This window comes from Sediminibacillus dalangtanensis, from assembly GCF_017792025.1.
Taxonomy (GTDB): Bacteria; Bacillota; Bacilli; order Bacillales; family Amphibacillaceae; genus Sediminibacillus; species Sediminibacillus dalangtanensis.
Map to the genome: position 1 here is coordinate 175,624 of NZ_CP046956.1, position 20,078 is coordinate 195,701.

23 protein-coding genes and 2 riboswitches are annotated in these 20,078 nt (G+C 46.0%); of the genes, 16 read left to right on the forward strand and 7 right to left on the reverse strand.

Annotated elements, in window-relative coordinates:
* Positions 1 to 801: a pyrroline-5-carboxylate reductase gene (gene proC / locus ERJ70_RS00995; RefSeq protein WP_209366547.1), complete on the forward strand. Its 801-nt coding sequence runs from the start codon at positions 1 to 3 to the stop codon at positions 799 to 801.
* A gap of 52 nt (positions 802 to 853) precedes the next feature.
* Here proC and floT read toward each other — a convergent pair whose 3' ends face one another.
* Entirely contained in the window at positions 854 to 2,299 is a 1,446-nt protein-coding gene (floT, locus tag ERJ70_RS01000) for a flotillin lipid rafts scaffold protein FloT (RefSeq protein ID WP_209366548.1), read from the reverse strand.
* 12 nt (positions 2,300 to 2,311) lie between these two features.
* On the reverse strand, positions 2,312 to 2,830 hold the full coding sequence (locus ERJ70_RS01005; RefSeq protein ID WP_508493495.1) for an NfeD family membrane protein: 519 nt from the start codon (positions 2,828 to 2,830) through the stop codon (positions 2,312 to 2,314).
* Positions 2,831 to 3,099: 269 nt separating this feature from the next.
* Here ERJ70_RS01005 and ERJ70_RS01010 point away from each other — a divergent pair, with 269 nt between their 5' ends.
* Positions 3,100 to 3,525 (forward strand): hypothetical protein, encoded by a 426-nt coding sequence (locus ERJ70_RS01010; protein WP_209366550.1) that lies wholly within the window; start codon positions 3,100 to 3,102, stop codon positions 3,523 to 3,525.
* Positions 3,526 to 3,625: 100 nt separating this feature from the next.
* On the opposite strand, the gene ERJ70_RS01015 is transcribed toward ERJ70_RS01010, so the two are convergent.
* Together ERJ70_RS01015 and ERJ70_RS01020 are read right to left on the reverse strand one after the other, a co-directional pair.
* Positions 3,626 to 4,822 (reverse strand): CynX/NimT family MFS transporter, encoded by a 1,197-nt coding sequence (locus ERJ70_RS01015; protein ID WP_209366551.1) that lies wholly within the window; start codon positions 4,820 to 4,822, stop codon positions 3,626 to 3,628.
* A 134-nt stretch (positions 4,823 to 4,956) separates the two neighbouring features.
* The gene (locus ERJ70_RS01020; protein ID WP_209366552.1) at positions 4,957 to 5,952 is read right to left on the reverse strand and encodes a D-alanyl-D-alanine carboxypeptidase family protein; all 996 of its coding nucleotides are present in this window, start codon (positions 5,950 to 5,952) and stop codon (positions 4,957 to 4,959) included.
* 231 nt (positions 5,953 to 6,183) lie between these two features.
* On the opposite strand from ERJ70_RS01020, the gene lepB reads away from it, so the two are divergent.
* From lepB to ERJ70_RS01065, 9 genes are all read left to right on the forward strand, one after another.
* Positions 6,184 to 6,735, forward strand: a complete 552-nt coding sequence (lepB, locus tag ERJ70_RS01025) for a signal peptidase I (RefSeq protein ID WP_209366553.1) — start codon at positions 6,184 to 6,186, stop codon at positions 6,733 to 6,735.
* Between the two features lie 308 nt (positions 6,736 to 7,043).
* Positions 7,044 to 7,301: a transcriptional regulator SplA domain-containing protein gene (locus ERJ70_RS01030; RefSeq protein ID WP_209369070.1), complete on the forward strand. Its 258-nt coding sequence runs from the start codon at positions 7,044 to 7,046 to the stop codon at positions 7,299 to 7,301.
* Entirely contained in the window at positions 7,294 to 8,322 is a 1,029-nt protein-coding gene (splB, locus tag ERJ70_RS01035) for a spore photoproduct lyase (protein ID WP_209366554.1), read from the forward strand. The genes ERJ70_RS01030 and splB overlap by 8 nt, the downstream gene beginning before the upstream one ends.
* Before the next feature lie 60 nt (positions 8,323 to 8,382).
* Positions 8,383 to 8,485, forward strand: a riboswitch (TPP riboswitch).
* A 178-nt stretch (positions 8,486 to 8,663) separates the two neighbouring features.
* Positions 8,664 to 9,368, forward strand: coding sequence for a thiaminase II (gene tenA, locus ERJ70_RS01040; protein ID WP_209366555.1), 705 nt, complete (start codon positions 8,664 to 8,666; stop codon positions 9,366 to 9,368).
* A gap of 23 nt (positions 9,369 to 9,391) precedes the next feature.
* Complete coding sequence (gene thiD, locus ERJ70_RS01045; protein WP_209366556.1) at positions 9,392 to 10,219, forward strand: bifunctional hydroxymethylpyrimidine kinase/phosphomethylpyrimidine kinase; 828 nt, start codon at positions 9,392 to 9,394, stop codon at positions 10,217 to 10,219.
* The gene (thiM, locus tag ERJ70_RS01050) at positions 10,212 to 11,009 is read left to right on the forward strand and encodes a hydroxyethylthiazole kinase (RefSeq protein ID WP_209366557.1); all 798 of its coding nucleotides are present in this window, start codon (positions 10,212 to 10,214) and stop codon (positions 11,007 to 11,009) included. Before thiD (ERJ70_RS01045) ends, thiM begins: the two co-directional genes overlap by 8 nt.
* A gap of 3 nt (positions 11,010 to 11,012) precedes the next feature.
* A complete protein-coding gene (gene thiE / locus ERJ70_RS01055) occupies positions 11,013 to 11,657 on the forward strand; it encodes a thiamine phosphate synthase (protein ID WP_209366558.1) in 645 nt (214 codons plus the stop codon).
* A 157-nt stretch (positions 11,658 to 11,814) separates the two neighbouring features.
* On the forward strand, positions 11,815 to 12,339 hold the full coding sequence (locus tag ERJ70_RS01060; protein ID WP_209366559.1) for a type 1 glutamine amidotransferase domain-containing protein: 525 nt from the start codon (positions 11,815 to 11,817) through the stop codon (positions 12,337 to 12,339).
* A 104-nt stretch (positions 12,340 to 12,443) separates the two neighbouring features.
* Positions 12,444 to 12,950, forward strand: a complete 507-nt coding sequence (locus ERJ70_RS01065; protein ID WP_245208085.1) for a DUF456 domain-containing protein — start codon at positions 12,444 to 12,446, stop codon at positions 12,948 to 12,950.
* A 685-nt stretch (positions 12,951 to 13,635) separates the two neighbouring features.
* Here the strand turns inward: ERJ70_RS01065 and ERJ70_RS01070 are convergent.
* A complete protein-coding gene (locus ERJ70_RS01070) occupies positions 13,636 to 13,932 on the reverse strand; it encodes a DUF3817 domain-containing protein (RefSeq protein ID WP_209366560.1) in 297 nt (98 codons plus the stop codon).
* A gap of 113 nt (positions 13,933 to 14,045) precedes the next feature.
* Here ERJ70_RS01070 and ERJ70_RS01075 point away from each other — a divergent pair, with 113 nt between their 5' ends.
* From ERJ70_RS01075 to ERJ70_RS01095, 5 genes are all read left to right on the forward strand, one after another.
* A complete protein-coding gene (locus tag ERJ70_RS01075) occupies positions 14,046 to 14,375 on the forward strand; it encodes a hypothetical protein (protein ID WP_209366561.1) in 330 nt (109 codons plus the stop codon).
* Positions 14,376 to 14,396: 21 nt separating this feature from the next.
* The gene (gene thiD / locus ERJ70_RS01080) at positions 14,397 to 15,197 is read left to right on the forward strand and encodes a bifunctional hydroxymethylpyrimidine kinase/phosphomethylpyrimidine kinase (protein ID WP_209366562.1); all 801 of its coding nucleotides are present in this window, start codon (positions 14,397 to 14,399) and stop codon (positions 15,195 to 15,197) included.
* Between the two features lie 299 nt (positions 15,198 to 15,496).
* Entirely contained in the window at positions 15,497 to 16,399 is a 903-nt protein-coding gene (locus ERJ70_RS01085; protein WP_209369074.1) for an ABC transporter ATP-binding protein, read from the forward strand.
* The gene (locus ERJ70_RS01090) at positions 16,386 to 17,333 is read left to right on the forward strand and encodes an ABC transporter permease (RefSeq protein WP_309507213.1); all 948 of its coding nucleotides are present in this window, start codon (positions 16,386 to 16,388) and stop codon (positions 17,331 to 17,333) included. Before ERJ70_RS01085 ends, ERJ70_RS01090 begins: the two co-directional genes overlap by 14 nt.
* A 27-nt stretch (positions 17,334 to 17,360) precedes the next feature.
* Positions 17,361 to 17,774 carry a DUF4064 domain-containing protein gene (locus ERJ70_RS01095; protein WP_209366564.1) on the forward strand — a complete coding sequence of 138 codons (414 nt, stop codon included), beginning with the start codon at positions 17,361 to 17,363 and terminating at the stop codon, positions 17,772 to 17,774.
* 60 nt (positions 17,775 to 17,834) lie between these two features.
* Here ERJ70_RS01095 and ERJ70_RS01100 read toward each other — a convergent pair whose 3' ends face one another.
* Together ERJ70_RS01100 and ERJ70_RS01105 are read right to left on the reverse strand one after the other, a co-directional pair.
* Positions 17,835 to 18,629, reverse strand: coding sequence for a carbon-nitrogen family hydrolase (locus ERJ70_RS01100; RefSeq protein ID WP_209366565.1), 795 nt, complete (start codon positions 18,627 to 18,629; stop codon positions 17,835 to 17,837).
* A gap of 31 nt (positions 18,630 to 18,660) precedes the next feature.
* Positions 18,661 to 19,749, reverse strand: a complete 1,089-nt coding sequence (locus ERJ70_RS01105; RefSeq protein ID WP_209366566.1) for an iron-containing alcohol dehydrogenase family protein — start codon at positions 19,747 to 19,749, stop codon at positions 18,661 to 18,663.
* Positions 19,750 to 19,841: 92 nt separating this feature from the next.
* A riboswitch (SAM riboswitch) is annotated at positions 19,842 to 19,943 on the reverse strand.
* Positions 19,944 to 20,078 lie beyond the last annotated feature (135 nt).

Genomic DNA, 20,078 nt, shown 5'->3' on the forward strand with positions numbered 1-20,078 from the left:
ATGATACAAGAGACAACCAGAATTTTATTCATTGGAGCCGGTAGAATGGCGCAGGCTATTATCGGCGGCTTAGCAGGGAATCAACGGTTTGTCATTACTGCTTCCAATAATGGCAATCAAGGACGGCTTGAATATGTGGAAGGGACCTATGGTGTTTTCGTATCAGACAATTGGCGGCAGGAAGTAAGTCATGCTGATATCATTCTGTTGGCCATGCCGCCGGAGACCCATCCCGGGCTGTTAGAAGATTTGGCTGGACTGATGGACAAGCAGCTGGTGATAACAGTAGCCGCGGGTATTTCTCCATCTTACTTGGAAGAGGTGCTTCCAGAGGGAACACCTGCTGCCTGGGTCATGCCGAATACAGCAGCAAAGCTGGGTGAATCAAGCACGCTTTATGCCATAGGGAAACATGTCGACCAGCATCATAAACAGCTTTTGGAAGAAATTTTGGAGGGTATCGGGGCATTCGAAAAGGTTACGGAGGAGCAGCTTTATGAATTGACTGCGATCACCGGAAGTGCACCTGCTTTCATTTACCGGATCGCCGAGTCCTTGAAAAACCAGGCCGCAGCTGTCGGTATTTCTGAACAGCAGGCACGTAAGCTGGTTGCCCAGATGATCGCAGGTTCTGCCGAAATGCTGAAGACTGGTGAAGATCCGGCTGAATTGGCAGATCAGGTAGCAACTCCCGGAGGGTCGACTGCAGCAGGTTTACATCTATTGGACAATCATCATATCGACCAGCTCATGCAGCAAGCAATTATAGCCTGTCGGGAAAAAAGCAGGCAAGATCATTAATCAAGTAGAAGGAACAAGAAGGCCCAGGCGTGTTTATGCCTTGGCCTTTTCCTCAGTTTTCGTTCATTTGAGATGGATTCCGGGAAGGAGTAAGATTTTCCTTTATTTTGGTTTCACTGCTGGAAGCCACGTTGTCGAGCATTCCTTTGAGATCAAAGCCGGAGACATCTTTAAGGGTTTCCGGAAGCTGACTCATTAACTTTGTCACATAACTGCTCATTCTTGCAGCTCCGTCCCCTTCGCCATTGCCGTTATCGACCACCGTCACTTTGTCGATAGAGCGGACCGGTTCGGCAATTTTGCCGGCAAATTCAGGCAGCATATTTACGATCATTTCTAAAATAGCAGCTTCGCCATATTTTTCCATGGCCTCGGCGAGTTTTTCTTTTGCCTCCGCTTCTGCCAGTCCTTTTTGACGGATAGCATCTGCTTCCGCTTCCCCGTCCAAGCGAATTTGTTCGGCTTCTGCTTCCGCATTTTTAACACGGGTCCATTTGTCTGCTTCCGCCTTTTGTTCTGCAGCATAGCGCTCTGCTTCTGCTTTTTTCGATATGTTTGCTTCATATTGCCGTTGTTTTCGCTGTACTTCTCGTTCATCCAGGTCGATTTGTTTATTTTTCTCTACCAACTGGACTTGCATTTCTTCTTCCATGACCTGCTGTTGGGCTTTGGCTTCTTGTAACTTATAGGCCATGTCGGCCTCCGCTTTGGCTGTGTCTTGTTCTTGTTTATAGGAAGCTACTTTCAATTCTTTTTCTTTGGTTGATTCTGCGATTTGTGTTTCGCTCAACAACTCAGCACTTTTACTTTCACGCTCTGCGCTTGCCTTTTGAATACGCGCATCACGCATCGCATTAGCTTCGGCTATTTGAGCATCCCTTTTTACTTCAGCAATCCGCGGTTTTCCTAAAGCCTCCAAATACCCGTTTTCATCTTGAACATCTTTGATGGTGAACGACACAATTTGCAGACCCATTTTCTTTAAATCGACTGCCGCCTGGGTTTGCACTTCCTGGGCAAACCGTTCGCGGTTTTTATAAATTTCCTCTACGGTCATGGTGCCAAGAATGGCTCGCAGGTGACCTTCCAAGACTTCTTGCGCTTCTTTGCGAAGTTCCGAATCATCCTTGCCTAAAAATTGCTCACCGGCTGTCGCGATTCCCTCTGTCGTACTTTGAACTTTGATGATGGCTGTACCATCTGCCATTACAGGAACCCCGTTCTCCGTATACACATTCGGGGTAGAAATATCGAGGCTGTGGGAGCGAAGACTGATCCGTTCTTGCTGTTGAAAAATCGGCAGAATAAAAGCACCGCCGCCCCGAACAATTTTTATCCCGCTTCCGTCAGTTGCTTTATGTACATTTTTACTCCCGAGAAAGCTTCCGGTTACAATCATGGCATCATCAGCGCCTACTGTTTTATAACGAACGGCAAACAGAATGGCAAAGGCCAAAATCACGGCGGCTATGACACCGACTACAATGAAAACATCCATGGTTTATCCCCCTTATAATAATTCATCGTCCAACGTGGAGACGTAGACAGCTTCCTTGCTTACTTGTACGATGACAATCCTGGTTCCTTGTTTAATCTCTTTTTCATCAAAACTTTTAGCCGTTTCACTTCTGCTGCCATTGGGAGATTCGATGAATACTTCCCCCATTCCATCTGCGGGTACAGTGGTAATGACTTCTCCGATTTTGCCTTCTAAGTCAGCCATCGAAATCGATGTGGAGGCTTCGGCATTCGCCATCGGGATGACCAGAAAGTGATAGATGAGGAAATATGCAGCAGCTCCGACTAACACACTGAAGAGCAGCGTCACGAATGGATGAAACGAGGAGTATTTAGTGAATAGTACTCCGGATCCGCCAATAACGGATAAAGTGCCGAATAGTAGTAGCGGATTTAAAAACTCATCAAGCCCTTCAAACAGACCATCTAATAAATCTCCTAAAAATAAAGAAATAATGGCAATGGCCAGGCTTCCCCACAATAGCCACCAGTAAATGTCTAAAGCTCCAATAGGATAACCTCCTTTTTTACAGAATCTGTTGTAAGGTTGTAGTTGTTGATTGACCTCATTACTAACTTTTACGTCTTATTAGTCGAAAAGTTTCATTCTTTTACTGATTTGTTGAAAGATTCTTTTTTCTTATTGGTGGAAGCTAAATGGCATGATGCCGTTAGCAAAGGTTTGCTATAATATAGCGTATAGAAGCCAGGTAAGAATGATTACTGTCATCAAGTGTTGATAGCGATGATATATATTTTAGAAGAGAAAGGAGAAAGGGAATGAAATTTTTACGGAATGTGATAATCGTTGGCGTTATTTTAGCAGGAGTCGGATATGGCGTTTACCATATCGCCGCTGGGGTGATTGCAGATAAGGTGGTCGACCAGGTCGAACAAGAGATTTATTCCGGTACAGATGAGGAGAAGATCAAACAATCTCTCGACAACAATCCCGAGTTACAGAAATTCCTTGCAGATGCTCCGCAAATTGACCAAAGTCAATTACCGTTCACGACCAAGGAAGGGGCAGTGAAAAATTTGATCAAGAAGTTCAGCGTTGGGGAGATACAGGAGTTAAGTGAGACGGTAAACAACGGGATGTCGCAAGAAGAACAAATGGCTTTGCTTGAAAAAATCGAGAAAAAGCTGTCACCGGAAGAATTGGAAGCGATGAAGGTTGTTATGTATAATGAATTGAATAAGTAAAGAAAAAAGCGACAGTATTGTTGGGCGCAAGGGCCGGGATACTGCCGTTTTTTTTATACAATCATCGTTTAAACGTTTCAAGCAAGATAAGTACTATAGCTTAGACCAGTTTATTGCGCGCTGCACCCAATCCTGCGATGACCATAAACAATGAAACAGCAAGGATGGCGGCAATCGGAAGGTTCCACTTTCCTGTAGCATCGACGAGGAGTCCGATGAAAAAGGGACCAGCCGCAGCCAGCAAATAACCAAAGGACTGGGCCATTCCTGAAAGTTCGGCTGCTTGTTTTGCATCTGCAGCCCGCATGCTTAAAAAGGCGAGTGCAAGACTGATGCTGGCACCGAGAGCGAAACCGATAAAGGTGATCCACACAATCAACAGCCAAAAAGATCCGCCGGCTAATAAACCGCCATACCCTGTGACTGCAAACAATCCAATTAGCAGAATGATCCCCCGCTGGTTTTTAAACTTATCTGCTAAAATCGGAGCAATGAATGTAGCCGGAAGACTGACAAACTGCATATAGGATAGCAGCCAGCCAGCAGTTCCGATCGTCAACCCATAGTCATGGAGGATTTCAGGAAGCCAGGAGATGGTCACATAAAAAAGAAACGATTGCATGCCCATAAACAAGGTTACCTGCCATGCGAGCGGTGATTTTGTCAGCCGTGCCGCCGATGGTTCGAAAAATTGTTGTTTCGGCTGCTCGTTTTTTTGTTTGCGTAAATAAACCGACCAAACAGTAATGCCGATGAAGGCCGGGATCACCCAGCTGACAAGCGAGAGCTGCCACCCCAGTTGCAAGCTGTCAGCCAACGGAATGCTCAAACCGGAAGCAAGTGCTGCAAAGGAAGCCATACAGGTGGAATAGACACTCGTCATAAGTCCCACCTTTTCGGGGAACTTTTCTTTAATCAGCCCGGGCAACAGTACGTTACAAACCGCAATTCCCAGTCCTACCAGGGTGGTCCCGATATAAAGGGTTGGCGTATAGGCAATGGAACGGCTTATAATCCCGATAATCAACAAAAGGAGTCCGAGTTGTAAAGCGCGCCCACTACCGATGCGGTTGCTGAGTCGGGGAGCGATTGGAGACATTACCGCAAATGCAAGAAGCGGCAGGCTGGTAATCAACCCGGCCCCCCAGTTGGCTAGCCCAATATCATCTCGGATTGTTCCGAGCAACGGTCCGACAGAAGTAATGGCCGGCCTTAAGTTAAAGGCTATCAGAATAATTCCCGCAATTAGCAGGAAGCGGCCCGCGGGTTTTGTCGCATATAGGGATTTTGTATTCATATGTAAAATCGATCTCCTTCTATTTCTGGCCTTTTTCCATACCGAATGTTTTCTTTTTGATTGGTGGAACATACGTATAAGAGTATAAAAGAAGTAAGAACGTTCATCAAAGAAAAATGACTTGCCTGCTTAATTTACTGTTCTGTTTTCGGGATGGCTTCATAAAGTTTTTTTGTTTCCAAAAAGCGGGCATTTTCGTTTTCGGTGCCCATGATAACGGATAGGTACCGGACATTACCCCGTTTTATCGTACCGGTAAAACAATACCCCGCTGCATCTGTATAACCCGTTTTCAAGCCATCGACACCTGGATAGCTGATTTTTTCCGTATTCATTTCAGGAAGCATGGCATTGGTGTTATAATAAGTAGTACTATCCTGGCTGCCGTGGGAAACGGTGTCATCGGCTAGCGAAGATGTTTCCAGGATTTCCGGGTGCTTGTTCAGAAGCGCCAAACCTAACGTCGCTACATCTTTTACCGACATTGCATTATCTGCATGCTCTAGATCTTCGTAGCGATAGGCACCTAAATCTTGATTGTTCAGTCCCGTACTATTGACGAAAACGGTATCATCCATTCCGAATGTTTTGGCGGTATCATTCATTCTCCGGACAAAATCTCGTTCATTGCCAGCAACAGCTTCAGCAAGTGCGATAGCAGCTCCATTTGCGGAATGAATGGCTGTGGCATGGAATAGTTCTTCTATGGAATAGGTAAGGTCTTTTCTTAACCGTATCGAAGAGTAGCCGGGTGTATTAGAAATCGTGTACGCATAGTCACTAATGGGAATTTGTTGATCCCAGGTTATTGTTCCTTGGTCGATTGCTTCCAGGACGAGGTATTCGGTCATCATTTTTGACATGCTTGCTACCGGAAGCGATTGATTGATTTGTTTTTCATATAATATTTGGTGGGTATCTGCATTTACCAATATGGCAGCCTCCGCTTTAAGTTGAAGGTCCGGAAGAAGGACTTCCTCTTCCACATGGAGAGAGGAGTCCTGGTACCTGACTTTTGTCGATTTCTCTTCTTCTGGTTCATCTGGGATCCCGCTGTAGAATGAAATTGCGATAAAGCTGGCAATCAGTAACAGAAAAACAAAAATGAGTGTGTACGTAAATGTTTTCATTTGAATTACCTCCGTGAATAAAGACGAAACAAAACGCGATCAGTCTACAAAAAAATGCATCGAAAGTTTTTATCTTGCAGGATAAAATGTTTAGGAAGAATTACCTGTGGCTTTGTAACTCGTACTGGATTCGATTAGGTAAGGTTCTTCTACTAAGTTAAAGTAAAAGGTAGGAAGAATTTCGCTTTCTATTACGCGATGGGCTTCCTCTCAAAAAGGTTGGGGAGATAAATGAATAACAATAGCGTGAAGCATGAAGTGCTATCCTGGCTGAAAACGATTTTGGTGGCACTAACGATTGTCATCGTTTGCCGTCATTATCTGATTACGCCTTCGATTGTGGAAGGCGAGTCGATGATGCCGACTTTGCATGACGGTGATCGCATCATCCTCAGTAAAATAGGTAAAATTGAGCGTTTCGATGAGATTGCATTTCAGGCACCAGACTCTGACGATGCTTACGTGAAAAGGGTTATCGGCCTTCCGGGCGATAAAATCGAAGTGAAGGAAGATATCCTTTATATCAATGACAAGCAAGTGGAAGAGCCATACTTGGAAGAATACAAAAAAAGTTTATCGCAAAGCCAGTATCTCACAAACAATTTCACACTGAAAGAAGTTGCCGGCAAAAGCATCGTGCCGGAAGGCTGCCTTTTTGTTCTGGGAGACAACCGTCTGGTCAGTAAGGACAGCAGGTACTTTGGTTTCATCGAAGACGACAGTGTCATCGGCGATGTTAAATTGAGAATATGGCCCTTAAAAGCCATCGGCATACCCGAATAAAACTAAGGGGGCGGTTCCATAAGTCTTTCACCGACTTATGGAACCGCCCCCTTGTTGATGCGTGGATAACGGGGCCAGTCCCCAAAGGGTGGACTTCTCAACATATTGTTTTGGCCGCGCTGTTTTTAGTCTGTATATTGTGTTTGCCGTGTAAGAGATCTGTACAGGAGGGTCAGTCCCCAGAGCCAGTCATTAGCACTTCTGGGTTGTTGTCGGGGACTGACCCCGTTTTTTTATCCTGTTTTTTATAATAATTTTTGGGGGGATTGGGATAATAAGGTTATCTTGATGGAGAGTTGGGTGAAATGATGGAGTATAATCAGGGTTATATGCCAGGTGAGGTGGTTTATGTGATTATCCGGAATCCGCATGTGCAAGGGGTGGCCAATGTGCAGGAGGCTGCAGTGGTGGCTGATCCGGACAATGGAAATGAACTGGCGCTGTTTTTGTACGATACATACTATCCATTAACGGAAGAAGTGGCAGTATATCGCTCAGAACAAGAAGCAGAACACGCATATCAGGTTGCATTTGGTACAGAGGGTTCGGAGGGGTTGCATGGTTAAACCGTTTGTTCCGCAGCTGGTATATGTAGAGCCAAGGGCCATGGAGTATCCGCTTGGTCGCGAGCTTATCGATAAATTTAAGGGGATGGGAATCGAAATCCGGGAAACGACCTCCCATAATCAAGTCCGTAATTTGCCGGGGGAAAACGACTTTCAGAAATACCGTAATGCAAAATCGACGCTCGTTGTAGGGATAAGAAAAACACTGAAGTTTGATACATCCAAGCCGTCTGCCGAATATGCGATACCATTTGCGACAGGGTGCATGGGGCATTGCCATTATTGTTACTTGCAAACGACGATGGGCAGCAAGCCGTACATCCGGACATATGTCAACACCGATGAAATTTTTGACGCAGCGGAAAAGTACATGCGTGACCGGGCGCCGGAATTCACGCGATTCGAAGCTTCCTGTACTTCGGATATTGTCGGGATTGATCACCTGACCCATACGTTGAAACGTGCAATCGAATATTTTGGAAAGTCGACCTACGGGAAACTCCGATTTGTGACAAAATTTGCCCATGTCGATCACCTGCTTGATGCTGAACATAACGGCAGAACCAGGTTCCGGTTCAGTATTAACGATGATTATGTGATTAAGTATTTTGAACCAGGGACTTCCAGGCTTGCCGAACGGATAGGTGCAGCGACAAAAGTAGCGGAAGCCGGATATCCGCTCGGTTTTATTGTCGCCCCGATTTATTTGCATGAAGGTTGGCAGGAAGGCTATCCGGAAATGCTGGAAAGGCTGGCGGATGCGCTGCCGTCTTCCGCAAAAAAAGATCTGACATTCGAACTGATCCAACATCGATTTACGCAGCCAGCTAAACGGGTCATTGAAAAAAATTACCCGATGACTAAACTGGAGCTGGATGAATCGAAGCGGAAATGGAAATGGGGCAGGTATGGTATTGGCAAGTACGTCTATAAGGATGAGGAACAAGAAGAAATGAAAGATGTTTTGAAATCGACCATCCATAAGCTGTTTCCTAAGGCAACAATTGAATATTTCACATGATAATAGCTTGTTTGACATTCTGATCCATTCATGTTTTAGTAAAAGTAGTTAAATATTTTGGAAGTCCACTAGGGGCGCCTCTAAGGCTGAGATAAGGAATAACCTTGGTCCCTTTGAACCTGAACTGGTTAGTACCAGCGTAGGAAAGTGGAGACGGGATTCGTCTATCTTTGGATAAACCTTACCAAGATTGAATAAACCGCTCCAGTTTCCTGGAGCGGTTTTTTGCGTTCCGGGAACGGAGTTCGGCTTACCAATCAATTGTTCTTTTCTTCGATATTATTTCCCCTCCATTTCCCAGAGGTTCTGGGCTTCCTCCAAAACAAGGGAGGAGTTTTACCGTGACATTTTCTGAACAATTAAGAAAGCAGGCAGATGAAGTTTTTGAAGGAATTCTACAGCATCCTTTTATCAGGGGAATAGCGGAAGGGAATGTACCTAAGCAGGCTTTGATTCACTATGTAAAAGCAGATTATGAATATTTATCTGCTTTCAATCGAATATACGGCCTGGCGATTTCGAAGTGCGAGGACCGGTCCGACATGGGCTTTTTTCAGGAACAAATCGGATTCGTCCTCAACAGTGAAATTCATCCACATGAGAATTTCTGCCGGGTGGCAGGCGTCAACTACGACGACCTGCAAGGAAGTCCGTTGCCACCTACTGCTGATCACTATGTCGCTCACATGAGCAAAGCCGCATACAGCGGAACGATGGGCGAAACCCTGGCAGCGTTGCTTCCATGTCCATGGACCTATCTGGAAATCGGCCGGGCCATATTGGAAGAAAAACAGCCGGATACTTCCCATCCGTTTTATGAATGGATTTCCTTTTATGCAGATGGGGAAATCGCGGAAGTCACCCATGAGTTATGCAGGAAAATCGATCGTTGGGCATCCAACGCCAGTGAACAGGATAAGCAAAAAGCGGCCCAAGCCTTTATAAAAAGCTGCCAACTGGAATATCGTTTTTGGGATATGGCCTATACGCAGGAAGAATGGCCGTTTTCGTTATCGTCTGATCAACAGATACAGACGTTTCATTAAAAAAACAGAGAGGGGGAAGCAGCATGATTGCAAGTGCTTTGACCATTGCTGGGACCGATCCTACAGGCGGAGCTGGCATTCAGGCAGATTTGAAAAGTTTCCAGGAAAGAGAAGTGTACGGGATGAGTGTGGTCACTTCTGTAGTTGCCCAAAACACAATGGGAGTGAAGGATGTTCAGCACTTGCCAGTCGATTTTATCGAAAAACAGCTGGATGCAGTATTTCAGGATATTATGCCTGATGCGGTAAAAACGGGAATGATTGCTACCAGTGAAATGATGGAGTTGATTGCCGGTAAACTGGTAAATCAACAATCCCCTTATGTAATCGACCCTGTCATGGTGGCAAAAAGTGGTCATGAGTTGATGGAAGAAAAATCAAAACAAACAGTCCGAGATAAACTGATTCCCTTGGCAGCTATTGCCACACCGAATATTCCGGAAGCGGAAATACTGGTCGAGTTTCCGATAAAGAATTTATCAGATGCCAAACGGGCGGCCAGGCTGATTGTAGAAGAGCTTGGAGCTGGAGCGGCAATCGTAAAAGGCGGACACCTGCCGGGAGAGGCTGTTGATGTTTTATATGACAAACAGGGATATCAATTGTTTCAATCGCCAAGGCTAGAAACCAAGCATACGCATGGAACCGGCTGTACCTTTTCTGCAGTCATCACTTCTGAACTGGCAAAAGGAAGAACAATACCGGAAGCGGTTGCTATAGGCAAGGAATTCATCACTGCCGCTATTCACCATACACTAGGAATCGGTAAGGGGAACGGTCCGACCAACCACTGGGGATACCGGATGAACGGACTGCCCGGTAAGAAGAAAGGGGTGGATTCTAATGAATGAGATTGCCAGTTTACTAATGAATGTGAGAGATAGACAACCGTTAATTCACAACATTACCAACCAAGTCGTCACTAATTTCACGGCAAACGGGCTGCTGGCCATGGGGGCTTCCCCGGTCATGGCTAATGCGGAAGAGGAAGCGGCTGACATGGCAGCGGTAGCGGATGCGCTAGTATTGAATATCGGTACGCTGACTGCACCGCAGGTTACTGCGATGCTCAAGGCAGGACAGGCAGCTAATCAAAAGGGAATACCTGTTGTGTTTGATCCAGTAGGAGTCGGAGCAACCTCTTTTCGAAACATGGTTGCCTTGAGAATTCTGGAAGAAATCGACGTTTCCTTGATCCGTGGCAACGCCGGGGAAATTGCTTTTTTAGCCGGGGCGGATGCAGAGATGAAAGGCGTCGATTCCGCTTTTCAAGGAGATGGGCGAAAGATAGCGGTTGAAGCCGCGAAACAGTTGGAGACAGCCGTGGTGCTTACTGGGGAAGAAGATGTTATCACAGACGGGAATTCTCTTTACTTGAGCGGGAATGGTCACCAACTACAAACGAAGATTACCGGGGCAGGCTGCCTGCTCAGTTCGGTGACTGCAGCGTTTTTAGCAGTGGGAAGCGATAAACTGTCAGCGGCAGCAGCTGCTGTCAGCTATTATGGAGCAGCTGCCGAATTTGCTGCTTCAGCGAGTGATGGACCCGGCAGTTTTCAATCAGCATTTCTTGATGCCTTGCATCAGTTGGACGAGGAAGGTTGGCTGAAAAAAATGCAATTAAAACGGGTGGATGGATAACCGATGCATATACGTCAGTTTTTACAAGTCTACTTGATAATGGGAAGTAATAATTGTATCGAAAATCCGCTTTACGTTTTGGAGCAGGCGCTAGCTGGTGGCATAACCTTGTTCCAGTTCAGAGAAAAGGGCAGAGGTGCCAAGACAGGCGCAGATAAGCAAAAACTTGCATTGCAAATGAAAGAACTGTGCCGTCGTTACCATGTCCCTTTTCTTGTAAACGATGATGTGGATTTGGCCATCGAGGTGGGGGCAGATGGTATACATGTCGGTCAGGAAGATGAACCGATTGAATCCGTCCGCCGCCGCTGTCCAAAGAATTTTATTGTCGGAGTTTCGGCAACCAATGTGCAAGAGGCTGTCGAAGCCGGCTCTGCAGGGGCTGACTATATTGGAGCCGGACCGGTTTTTGTTACTGCTACCAAGCACGACGCTAAGACACCGATCGGGCTAGAAGGTTTAGCAGAGATAAGAAGGTTGATCGGCAACACACCACTTGTTGCGATCGGCGGTATTCAGGAAAAAAATGCAGCAGAGGTGATCAAGGCCGGGGCGGACGGTATATCGGTCATCTCAGCCATCAGCGGGTCGGAAAATGCATTGACAGCAGCACAGCAGTTAAAACATCAGACAATGCTAACCGAATAATATCTGTTGAAAAGGCAGTCTGATTTCACAGGAAACAGGCTGCTTTTTTCCTATCGCTCAGAAGCGGGGTTATTCATTTCGTAATTTGACGTTTGATGATAAACTGTAGGTTAGTAAAGTTGCCCAAAGGGCGAATGTAGTGAAGGAGGGTGCAAAAATGCGCTTGCAGGACAAAAAGGTCATTGCACTTGTGGCCCATGACTTCGAAGATTTGGAACTGTGGTATCCGATTCTTCGTCTTCAGGAAGAAGGGGCGACGGTGCATTTAGTCGGGGAAAAAGCCGGCGAAAAATACATTGGAAAATATGGAGTGCCTGCGGTCTCTGATTATGCCTATGCTGATGTGAAAGCAGAGGATTATGATGCAATCCTCGTCCCGGGAGGCTGGGCGCCAGATAAAATTCGTCGCTTCCCTGAAGTATTGGAAATGCTTCGGCATATGGATCATTATGAAAAACCAATCGGTCAGATTTGTCATGCCGGCTGGGTGTTAATTTCCGCAGATATTGTCAGGGGAAGAAACGTCACCAGTACACCTGGTATCAAGGATGATATGATCAATGCAGGTGGCAATTGGCAGGACTTACCGGTAGTAGTAGATGGTCATATCGTATCCAGCCGCCGTCCGCCGGATTTGCCTCCATATATGAAGGAATTTGCTGATTTACTTGCCGATTCCTGATAGAAAGCGGGCTGTACATGTTTTTGTACAGTCTCTTTTTCATGTTTGAAATGGTCTCAATCGGAGCAAGGGCCATGTAATCCTGGCCAAGCCTTTTTCTGTAGTTGAAATCGGCAGAAAGAAAGGAGGGGATTGTCATAGATATCGTCATTTGGATTTTGATTGTAGCTTGTTTTCTACTGAGCTTTGCCGGCATCATTTTTCCGTTGATTCCCGCTCCGGTAATGCTTTGGATCGGTTTTTTGCTGTACTTTTTCTTCATAGACGGCGATTTATCGCTTCTGTTTTGGATCGCCATGGTGATACTTACCATCATTCTGATAGTATCTGACATCATTGCCAATAGTTATTTCGTGAAAAAATATGGCGGTTCCAAGTGGGGAGAAAGAATTGCTGCTGTTGGAGTAATTGTTGGTTCCTTTATCATTCCGCCGTTCGGAATCATCATCGTCCCGTTTGTCGCCGTGTTCTTGACGGAAATCATCCAACAGAAAACAACCGAGGAGGCATGGAAGGCTTCGCTGGGTTCCTTGATGGGGTTTCTCGGAGGAGCTGCAGCCAAAGTGGTCATCCAGTTAATTATGATTATTTGGTTTTTCTTCGCTGTCTGAGAAATGGCAGCCTTTCATCGCCGGATGAGGCGGGAGGGCTGCCTTTTATTTCGTTCTTGTATAGGAAATGATAAATTTAACTGTCTGTGGATAATTATTGGCTGAACCAGCCACGTCCAGCTCCAGCGCCTACCCCCCCTCGAGGTCTTAAGCCCACCCTCTGTGTGGCAAAAAGCGCCACGCCGAGGCTGTTCTTAGCTTGTCGGGGGCCTACACGATGTGGGTCATGCAGGCGTTGCCACAGGACGTGGCGGCTCTAGCCTGTACTCCTTTAAACAGGCGCTTGCGCTTTTGTCCTGGCGAAGTACCTTGGCTTCTTAAGCCAAGCCTTTGTGTTGAAAAAACAACAGATTTGGAGGCGAGGACAAAAGCGTAGAGACCAATAAAAATCGAACGACTCCATAATTCGTTTCGGTTTTTATAATTCTCTCATAGCCTGGCTAAGCAAAAAGCAAACCGTTCTAACCCTTCTCATGTGAATAGTGCAACTCTCCACGCCGGCAGGGTACTTCGCTTTCCGCGGGCTAACTTGGTAAAGAGCGCTTTACCAAGTGGATCTTCAGCTCGCCTCTTCACGTTGGAGTTAGCATACCTTGCCCGTGGAATGGAGATACTTCCCCTTCTGGTGTATTTCCGTTTTCCCCTCGTACCATTACGCGTGGGTAAGCTAAGCGGCCTGGTTTTTTTAGACATAGCGTGATTTCTGCAGTCGATAATCCAATACATAGTTGCCAAAAGGGATGAAGGCTACCAGCAAGGAGCCAAAGAGCCACCTGAACGCCCAACGAATTTTAAATGTCGTATAGGCGATGACCAGCAGATAAACGATAAAGAAAAATCCGTGAAGGGAACCCACCAGGGTGACCACCTCGGGAAAGCCTGCTATGTACTTCAATGGCATGGCGATAAATAGAAGGATGACAAGAGAAGTTCCTTCAATCATGCCGAATATCCGGAACAGTCGAATCGGGGAGTTCAACATAAGCTACCTCCATTCCAAACATTTTTTCTTCTTTAGTATAATAGATAAAAGGATGCTAAACTATAGATTGCCAAATGTTCTGCATAAATTATCAATACAGAGGAGAGAATGCGTTGAAAAATATATTGCCGTTGATCCTGCCGACTTTCTTGATTGTTTTTGGTGTCACTAGCTATCTGACCACGGAAATGGCGGTGGGAGCACTCATTATCCTGTTGATAGGCATTGTTGTATTTTTAGTCGAGTTAAGATACATAAGAAAAGGCGTGCCGAGATATCGGACAGCTGTGACATTACTGACAGCCGGGATTGTTTATCTATTGTTCGTTGTGGTGGAACAGTACCTATATGGAAAGGTTTTTAACTACTTTTTCGCGACTGTTTTTGCTATTGGTGCAGGTGCGATAGTGAACGTACTGATGCGTGATGAAAAAGGGAATTAAAAAATGGAAAGGGGTTTCAATATGATTGCAAGAGTGTTGACGGTTGCTGGATCTGCGGCGCAAGGCAGTGCAGGTATCCAGGCCGACTTAAAAACATTTCAGGAACGGGACGTCTATGGCATGGCCGCGATTACAGCTATTGTCGCCAATAATCCGGTGACGAGTAAAGGAATGTTCACCAACTCGTTGGAAGCGATAGAAGCACAGTATTATACAGCAAAAAAAAATGTCGGAGTGGATGCTGTCAAAACCGGGATGTTGTTTACGAAAGAAATTATCAACCTGGTTGCCCGTCTTCTGGAGGAACATCCACCCGCAAATTTGGTAGTAGACCCAGTCATGATCGGAAAAATGGGATCGCAGCTTTTAAAAGATGACGCAATTGATGAAATGAGGAAAAGGTTGTTTCCACTTGCTACCGTTATCACCCCTAACTTGCATGAAGCCGAAAGAATATTGGAGAGCGGCCCGATTACCGACAAGGAAGAGATGAAACATGCCGCACGAGCGCTACATCGCTTTGGCTCGGATTATGTCATCATCAAAGGGGGTGCTCGGAAGGAAGATGCTGTCGACATCATGTATGATGGGAGCGAATTTAAGGAGTGGAAGCAGCCGCATATCGATACCATTCACACGAGCGGGGCAGGCTGCAGTTTTTCGGCAGCGATTGCCGCTGAGCTGGCTAAAGGAGCAACGATGGAGCAGGCGGTTGATACAGCCAAGGCATATGTCACTGCGGCGATCGAGCATGCCCTCGATTTTGGCAAAGGAATAGGTTCGACTTATCACGCGGCATACAGAAAACACCAGCCTCGCTAAAAGACGCGAAGGGTGGAGACAGGTGTGATTATTTGCTTTAGCGAAAGATAGAATTGCGCTGCAACGATCAAATGTTTAGTAGATGCATCCTTTTGCATGTAAAAGATACAACGTCGATGTGCCTCCATTTCTCCCTTTCTTAAACAAACGTTTGATCAATAATCTCGGAACCCAGCTATCTTTCCTTTCGGTTGAAGGAAATAGTCATTTTTAATGAAACCTCTGGAAAGGCAGATACGTACATGAAAGAAGAACGCATTACAAATGGAGGTGTCCAGTAAGTGGCAGTAGAGCCGGCAATGAAGTTAATCGATTTAAAGAAAGATATCGGTAAAAAGCAAATAATCAAAGGGTTGACGTTTGATATAAACCCAGGCGAAGTGTTCGGTTTTCTTGGACCAAATGGAGCAGGAAAAACAACGACAATCCGGATGATGGTCGGATTGATGAAAATCAGCGAAGGGGATGTGTTGATCAAAGGCAGCAGTATCAAGTCCAACTACAAGGATGCTATTCGACATGTGGGAGCAATCGTGGAAAACCCGGAAATGTATCCCTTCATGAGCGGTTGGAAAAACCTTCTCCATTATGCAAGAATGATGCCTGGCATTACCGAGGAGCGGATCAAGGAAGTTGTTTCATTAGTAGGGTTGGAGAAGCCGATTCACGAAAAAGCCGGTAGATACTCTCTTGGAATGCGCCAACGGTTAGGTATCGCCCAAGCCTTGTTGCATCGACCGTCGGTTTTGATTTTAGATGAACCAACCAACGGACTCGACCCGCATGGCATTAGAGAAATCCGTCAGTATATCCGGACTTTGGCGGAAAAAGAAAACGTGGCCGTCATTGTCTCCAGTCACCTGCTTTCCGAAATAGAAATGATGTGCGACCGCATCGGCATTATAAAAAACGGGGATCTTGTCGCAATCGAAACAGTCAAAGCGCTGACAAAAACAGACGAAGATATGATACATATTGAGGCTGTGCCGCTTGACCGGGCAAACGAGCTTCTGCGCCAGACGTTACAGCTCGAACCAACCATGGAAGGCGATCATATCAAACTGACAGCGAAACGTGAGGAAATTCCGAGCATTGTAAAATGTCTTGTACAAGGGCAAGTGGACGTATTTGGTGTACAAGTGCAACGCTCGACACTTGAAGATAAATTTTTAGATGTGATTGGGGAGAATGCGATTGAGTAATTTTTTCAGGCTCGTCTATAACGAGCAAGCGAAGCTTTTTGCCAGAAAGTCTACCTGGATCATGTTCGGCATCCTTGCAGCTATCATCCTTGGTGTAGCCATTCTCGGTAAAACAGTAGGAGATGTGGACGAAGCACAGTATGGTGATGACTGGCGGCAGCAGTTGGAGCAGGAAAATGCCGAAATTGCCGAGGGAAGCAGTGAGGAGGATGTCGCCAATCATTGGGGGATACAGGAAAACAACTATTATCTGGACAATGACATTAAACCTTTAGAGTACGATGCGTGGCAGTTTGTGGTGGAAAATGTGATGTTGTCCGCTCTGTTGAGTCTATTCACCATCATTGTAGCAGCAGGCATCATTGCCCACGAGTTTCGGTGGGGAACGGTCAAACTTTTGTTGATCCGGCCGGTTGCCCGGACAAAAATCTTGTTTGCTAAATATGCATCTGTTTTGTTGTTTGCCTTTACATCGCTTGTGTTTTTGCTTGTGTTTTCCTGGATTACCGGGGCGGTATTTTTTGGGGTCAATGGTGCCAACCCTTTGCTGGTGATCCAAAACCAAGGTGATTATACGCAAATAGCTGCTTGGGCAGAGATGGGCCGATCTTATGGATTGCAATTGATCAATCTGGTGATGATGGCCACTTTTGCATTTATGATTTCCTCGATTTTCCGAAACAGCGGCTTGGCGATTGGGTTTGCGATTTTCCTGATGATGGCCGGGAACTCGATCATAGGCTTTTTCATGCAATACGATTGGGCCAAATATATTTTGTTTGCAAACACAAACTTGGAGCAGTATTTTAGAGGAACACCGTTGATTGAAGGCATGACGTTGTCATTTTCGATCGGTGTTCTGATCGTTTACTATGTTATTTTCATGGTCCTGTCCTGGTTGTTTTTCACAAAACGGGACGTAGCGGGACACTAAAGAATTCAAAAAGAGGAGGAATTGGAAATGAAACGAACGGCAGAAATTGTACTTGGGGTTATCGGGGCTATCCTGTATGCTCTTTTCACGTTTTTCGGGATAACGCTAATGACGTTGAAAAATAACGATGATTTTGTACAGGAAATGGAAAATATGTTTGCAGAACAGGGTATGGAGAATATGGGAAGCATCTCTGAAATGATTTCCGGCGGTAGCTGGTACTTGATCATTATTTCGCTGCTGGCCATTATTCTGGGAATTGTAGCCATCGTATTGTTGAAAGGCAATAAAAAGCCAAAAACAGCAGGAATCATGTTGATTATCACCGCTGTTTTGTCTTTCGTCTTGTTTATGGGAATGAGTCTGATTCCGGCAGTGTTGTACTTAATTGCTGGTATTATGGCCTTGGTAAGGAAGCCTAAAACAACGATAACGGCCTAAATAATGATATTATCACAAAGCCTGGATGCTATCCAGGCTTTATTTCTGCTTGAGATTCACTTATTTCAGTTTGTATAAGTCAGTCCGACGGTCGCTGTATATCGGAATGGTCGCTCTGATTTTCTCTACTTCCTCCAAATCAATGGTTCCCGTCAAAATCGTCTCCTCCAGCCCTGCTTCTGCAAGAACTTCTCCCCATGGGCCGATAATCATGGAATTTCCGCCAAACTCGTTATTAGGATCAGAACCGGAGCGGTTGCAGGCAACCACAAAGCATTGGTTTTCGATAGCCCTGCTGATCAGGAGAGCCCGCCAATGATCAATGCGCTGTTTCGGCCATTCAGCGACGACATAGAGAACCTTTGTGTCATCCAGCATGTGCGTCCGGATCCATTCCGGAAAACGGATATCATAGCAAATAACCGCTGCACTCTTTTGGTTTTCCAATACAAAAGTTCCGTCGCTGTTTCCTTCTATTAAATATTTTTCCTCGTCCATCAATCGGAACAGATGCGCTTTGCTATATTGCTTGATAATATCCCCTGTCCGGGCAACTACTAGCAAGGTGTTGCTTGTCGCTTCGTCCACTCGATTGGCTACCGAGCCTGCTATCATATTAATGTCCAGTTCCTTTGCCAATCTGCTCAGAAATGCAATCGTCACATTGGCATCTTCATCAGCGATTTCATCGAGGCGTGTCAAGTCATATCCAGTTGTCCAAAGCTCCGGCAGCAGAATGGTATCTGGTGCTCTTTTCTCCACCGCTTCTCTAATTAGTTCTTCCGCATGCCGGAAATTGGTTTGCGGATCACCGAAAGCGATGTCCATTTGGATTAGTGCGTAGGTCTGCTTCATGAATGGTCCGGTCCCCTTTCCTTATTGCCGATTACGGAGCCGCATTCTCCAGCCACTGTTCCAGCTGTTGAATGCCGTCTGCCACCTGATGTGTTTCCGTTATATTCATCAAATGAATCGACTCTCCCGGCGCTGTCGCGGCAGCGGCAATCGTTTCTATTGCACCCTTCCGTTCCGGTTCAATGCCTAAATCGGACAAGCTTGTTGGCAGCCCCAGCTCCCGATAATGCGGAAGCAGTCTGTTGATTTCATCCGGTCGCCCTTCTAACGCTAATTGAACCAAAATACCATAGGCAACTTTGTCTCCGTGCAGAATCGAATGGGTTTCCGGCAAGTGGGTTAATCCATTGTGAATGGAATGGGCCCCTGAAATGCGTCCGTATTGATCCCCGAAACCTCCCACCATTCCTCCGGCCATAATGATGGTTTCAACCGTCCGTTTAAATGAATCAGTGACCGAACCGGCTTTGAGTGCCTTCAGTGCTTCCGTGCCTTCTGTAAGCAAAGTATCCCGACAAAGGCGGGCAGCCTGCAACGCGATTTCTAAGGGAATCGCTTTTGTCGGAAGATCGCGTGTTAGTACGTCAGCCTCATACCATTTGGCGATAGTATCCCCGATTCCTGCACGTAAAAAGGAAGATGGCGACTCGATCAGTATGTTCGGCTCCACGAGCACCATCCAGGTGCTTCGAGGAAAAACAATGTATTCTTCGAAGTTCCCCTCCTGGTCATAAAATACGCTAAGCGGTGTCCAGGCTGCACAGTTCGAGGCCAAGGTCGGGATCAAAATCACTGGCAGTCCTGTTTGATTTCCGGCTGCTTTTGCCAAATCCAGAACTTTCCCCCCGCCTACTCCGATAATGAACTCGGAATTTTCCTTAAGAGCTGTTTTGCCAATCCGGCCGGCTTCTTCATGGGTGCATTCATGATGATAAGATAGGTAGGTCAGCGGCACTCCGGGATCGACAAAGTGACGCTTCGCTGCTTCCCATGATTTCACGCCATGCAGCAGCAGCCCGCGGGAAAATCGTTGTTCCGCAATTTTTTTAGGAAGTAATTCCAATACCCCTTGATAACAATGATAGATGGCAGGAGCACCTTGCACTTGGATTGAACTCAATGTAAGCACCTCGCTTTCTATTAATATAACAATAATCCATCTCCATATAAAAACCTCTTCCACAAAAGGAAGAGGTTGCGTGCCGGCTCTTCCTCTTATCTTGCAGCAGTGCTGCAGGATTTAGCACCGTGTGAGTCTATTCACCGGTTGCCGGGCTTCGCAGGGCCATTCCCTCCACCTTCTCTTGATAAGAGTATAAGATTCTCTATAGATGCTTGCATTATCCCACCACGAGTACATCCTGTCAAGAAAGGCTGTTGTTCCTGCTCTATTGTAATGCCTGTAAAGTTCTAGCCAGAAGACTGTAAGAGTTGGCATCATTTCTACTT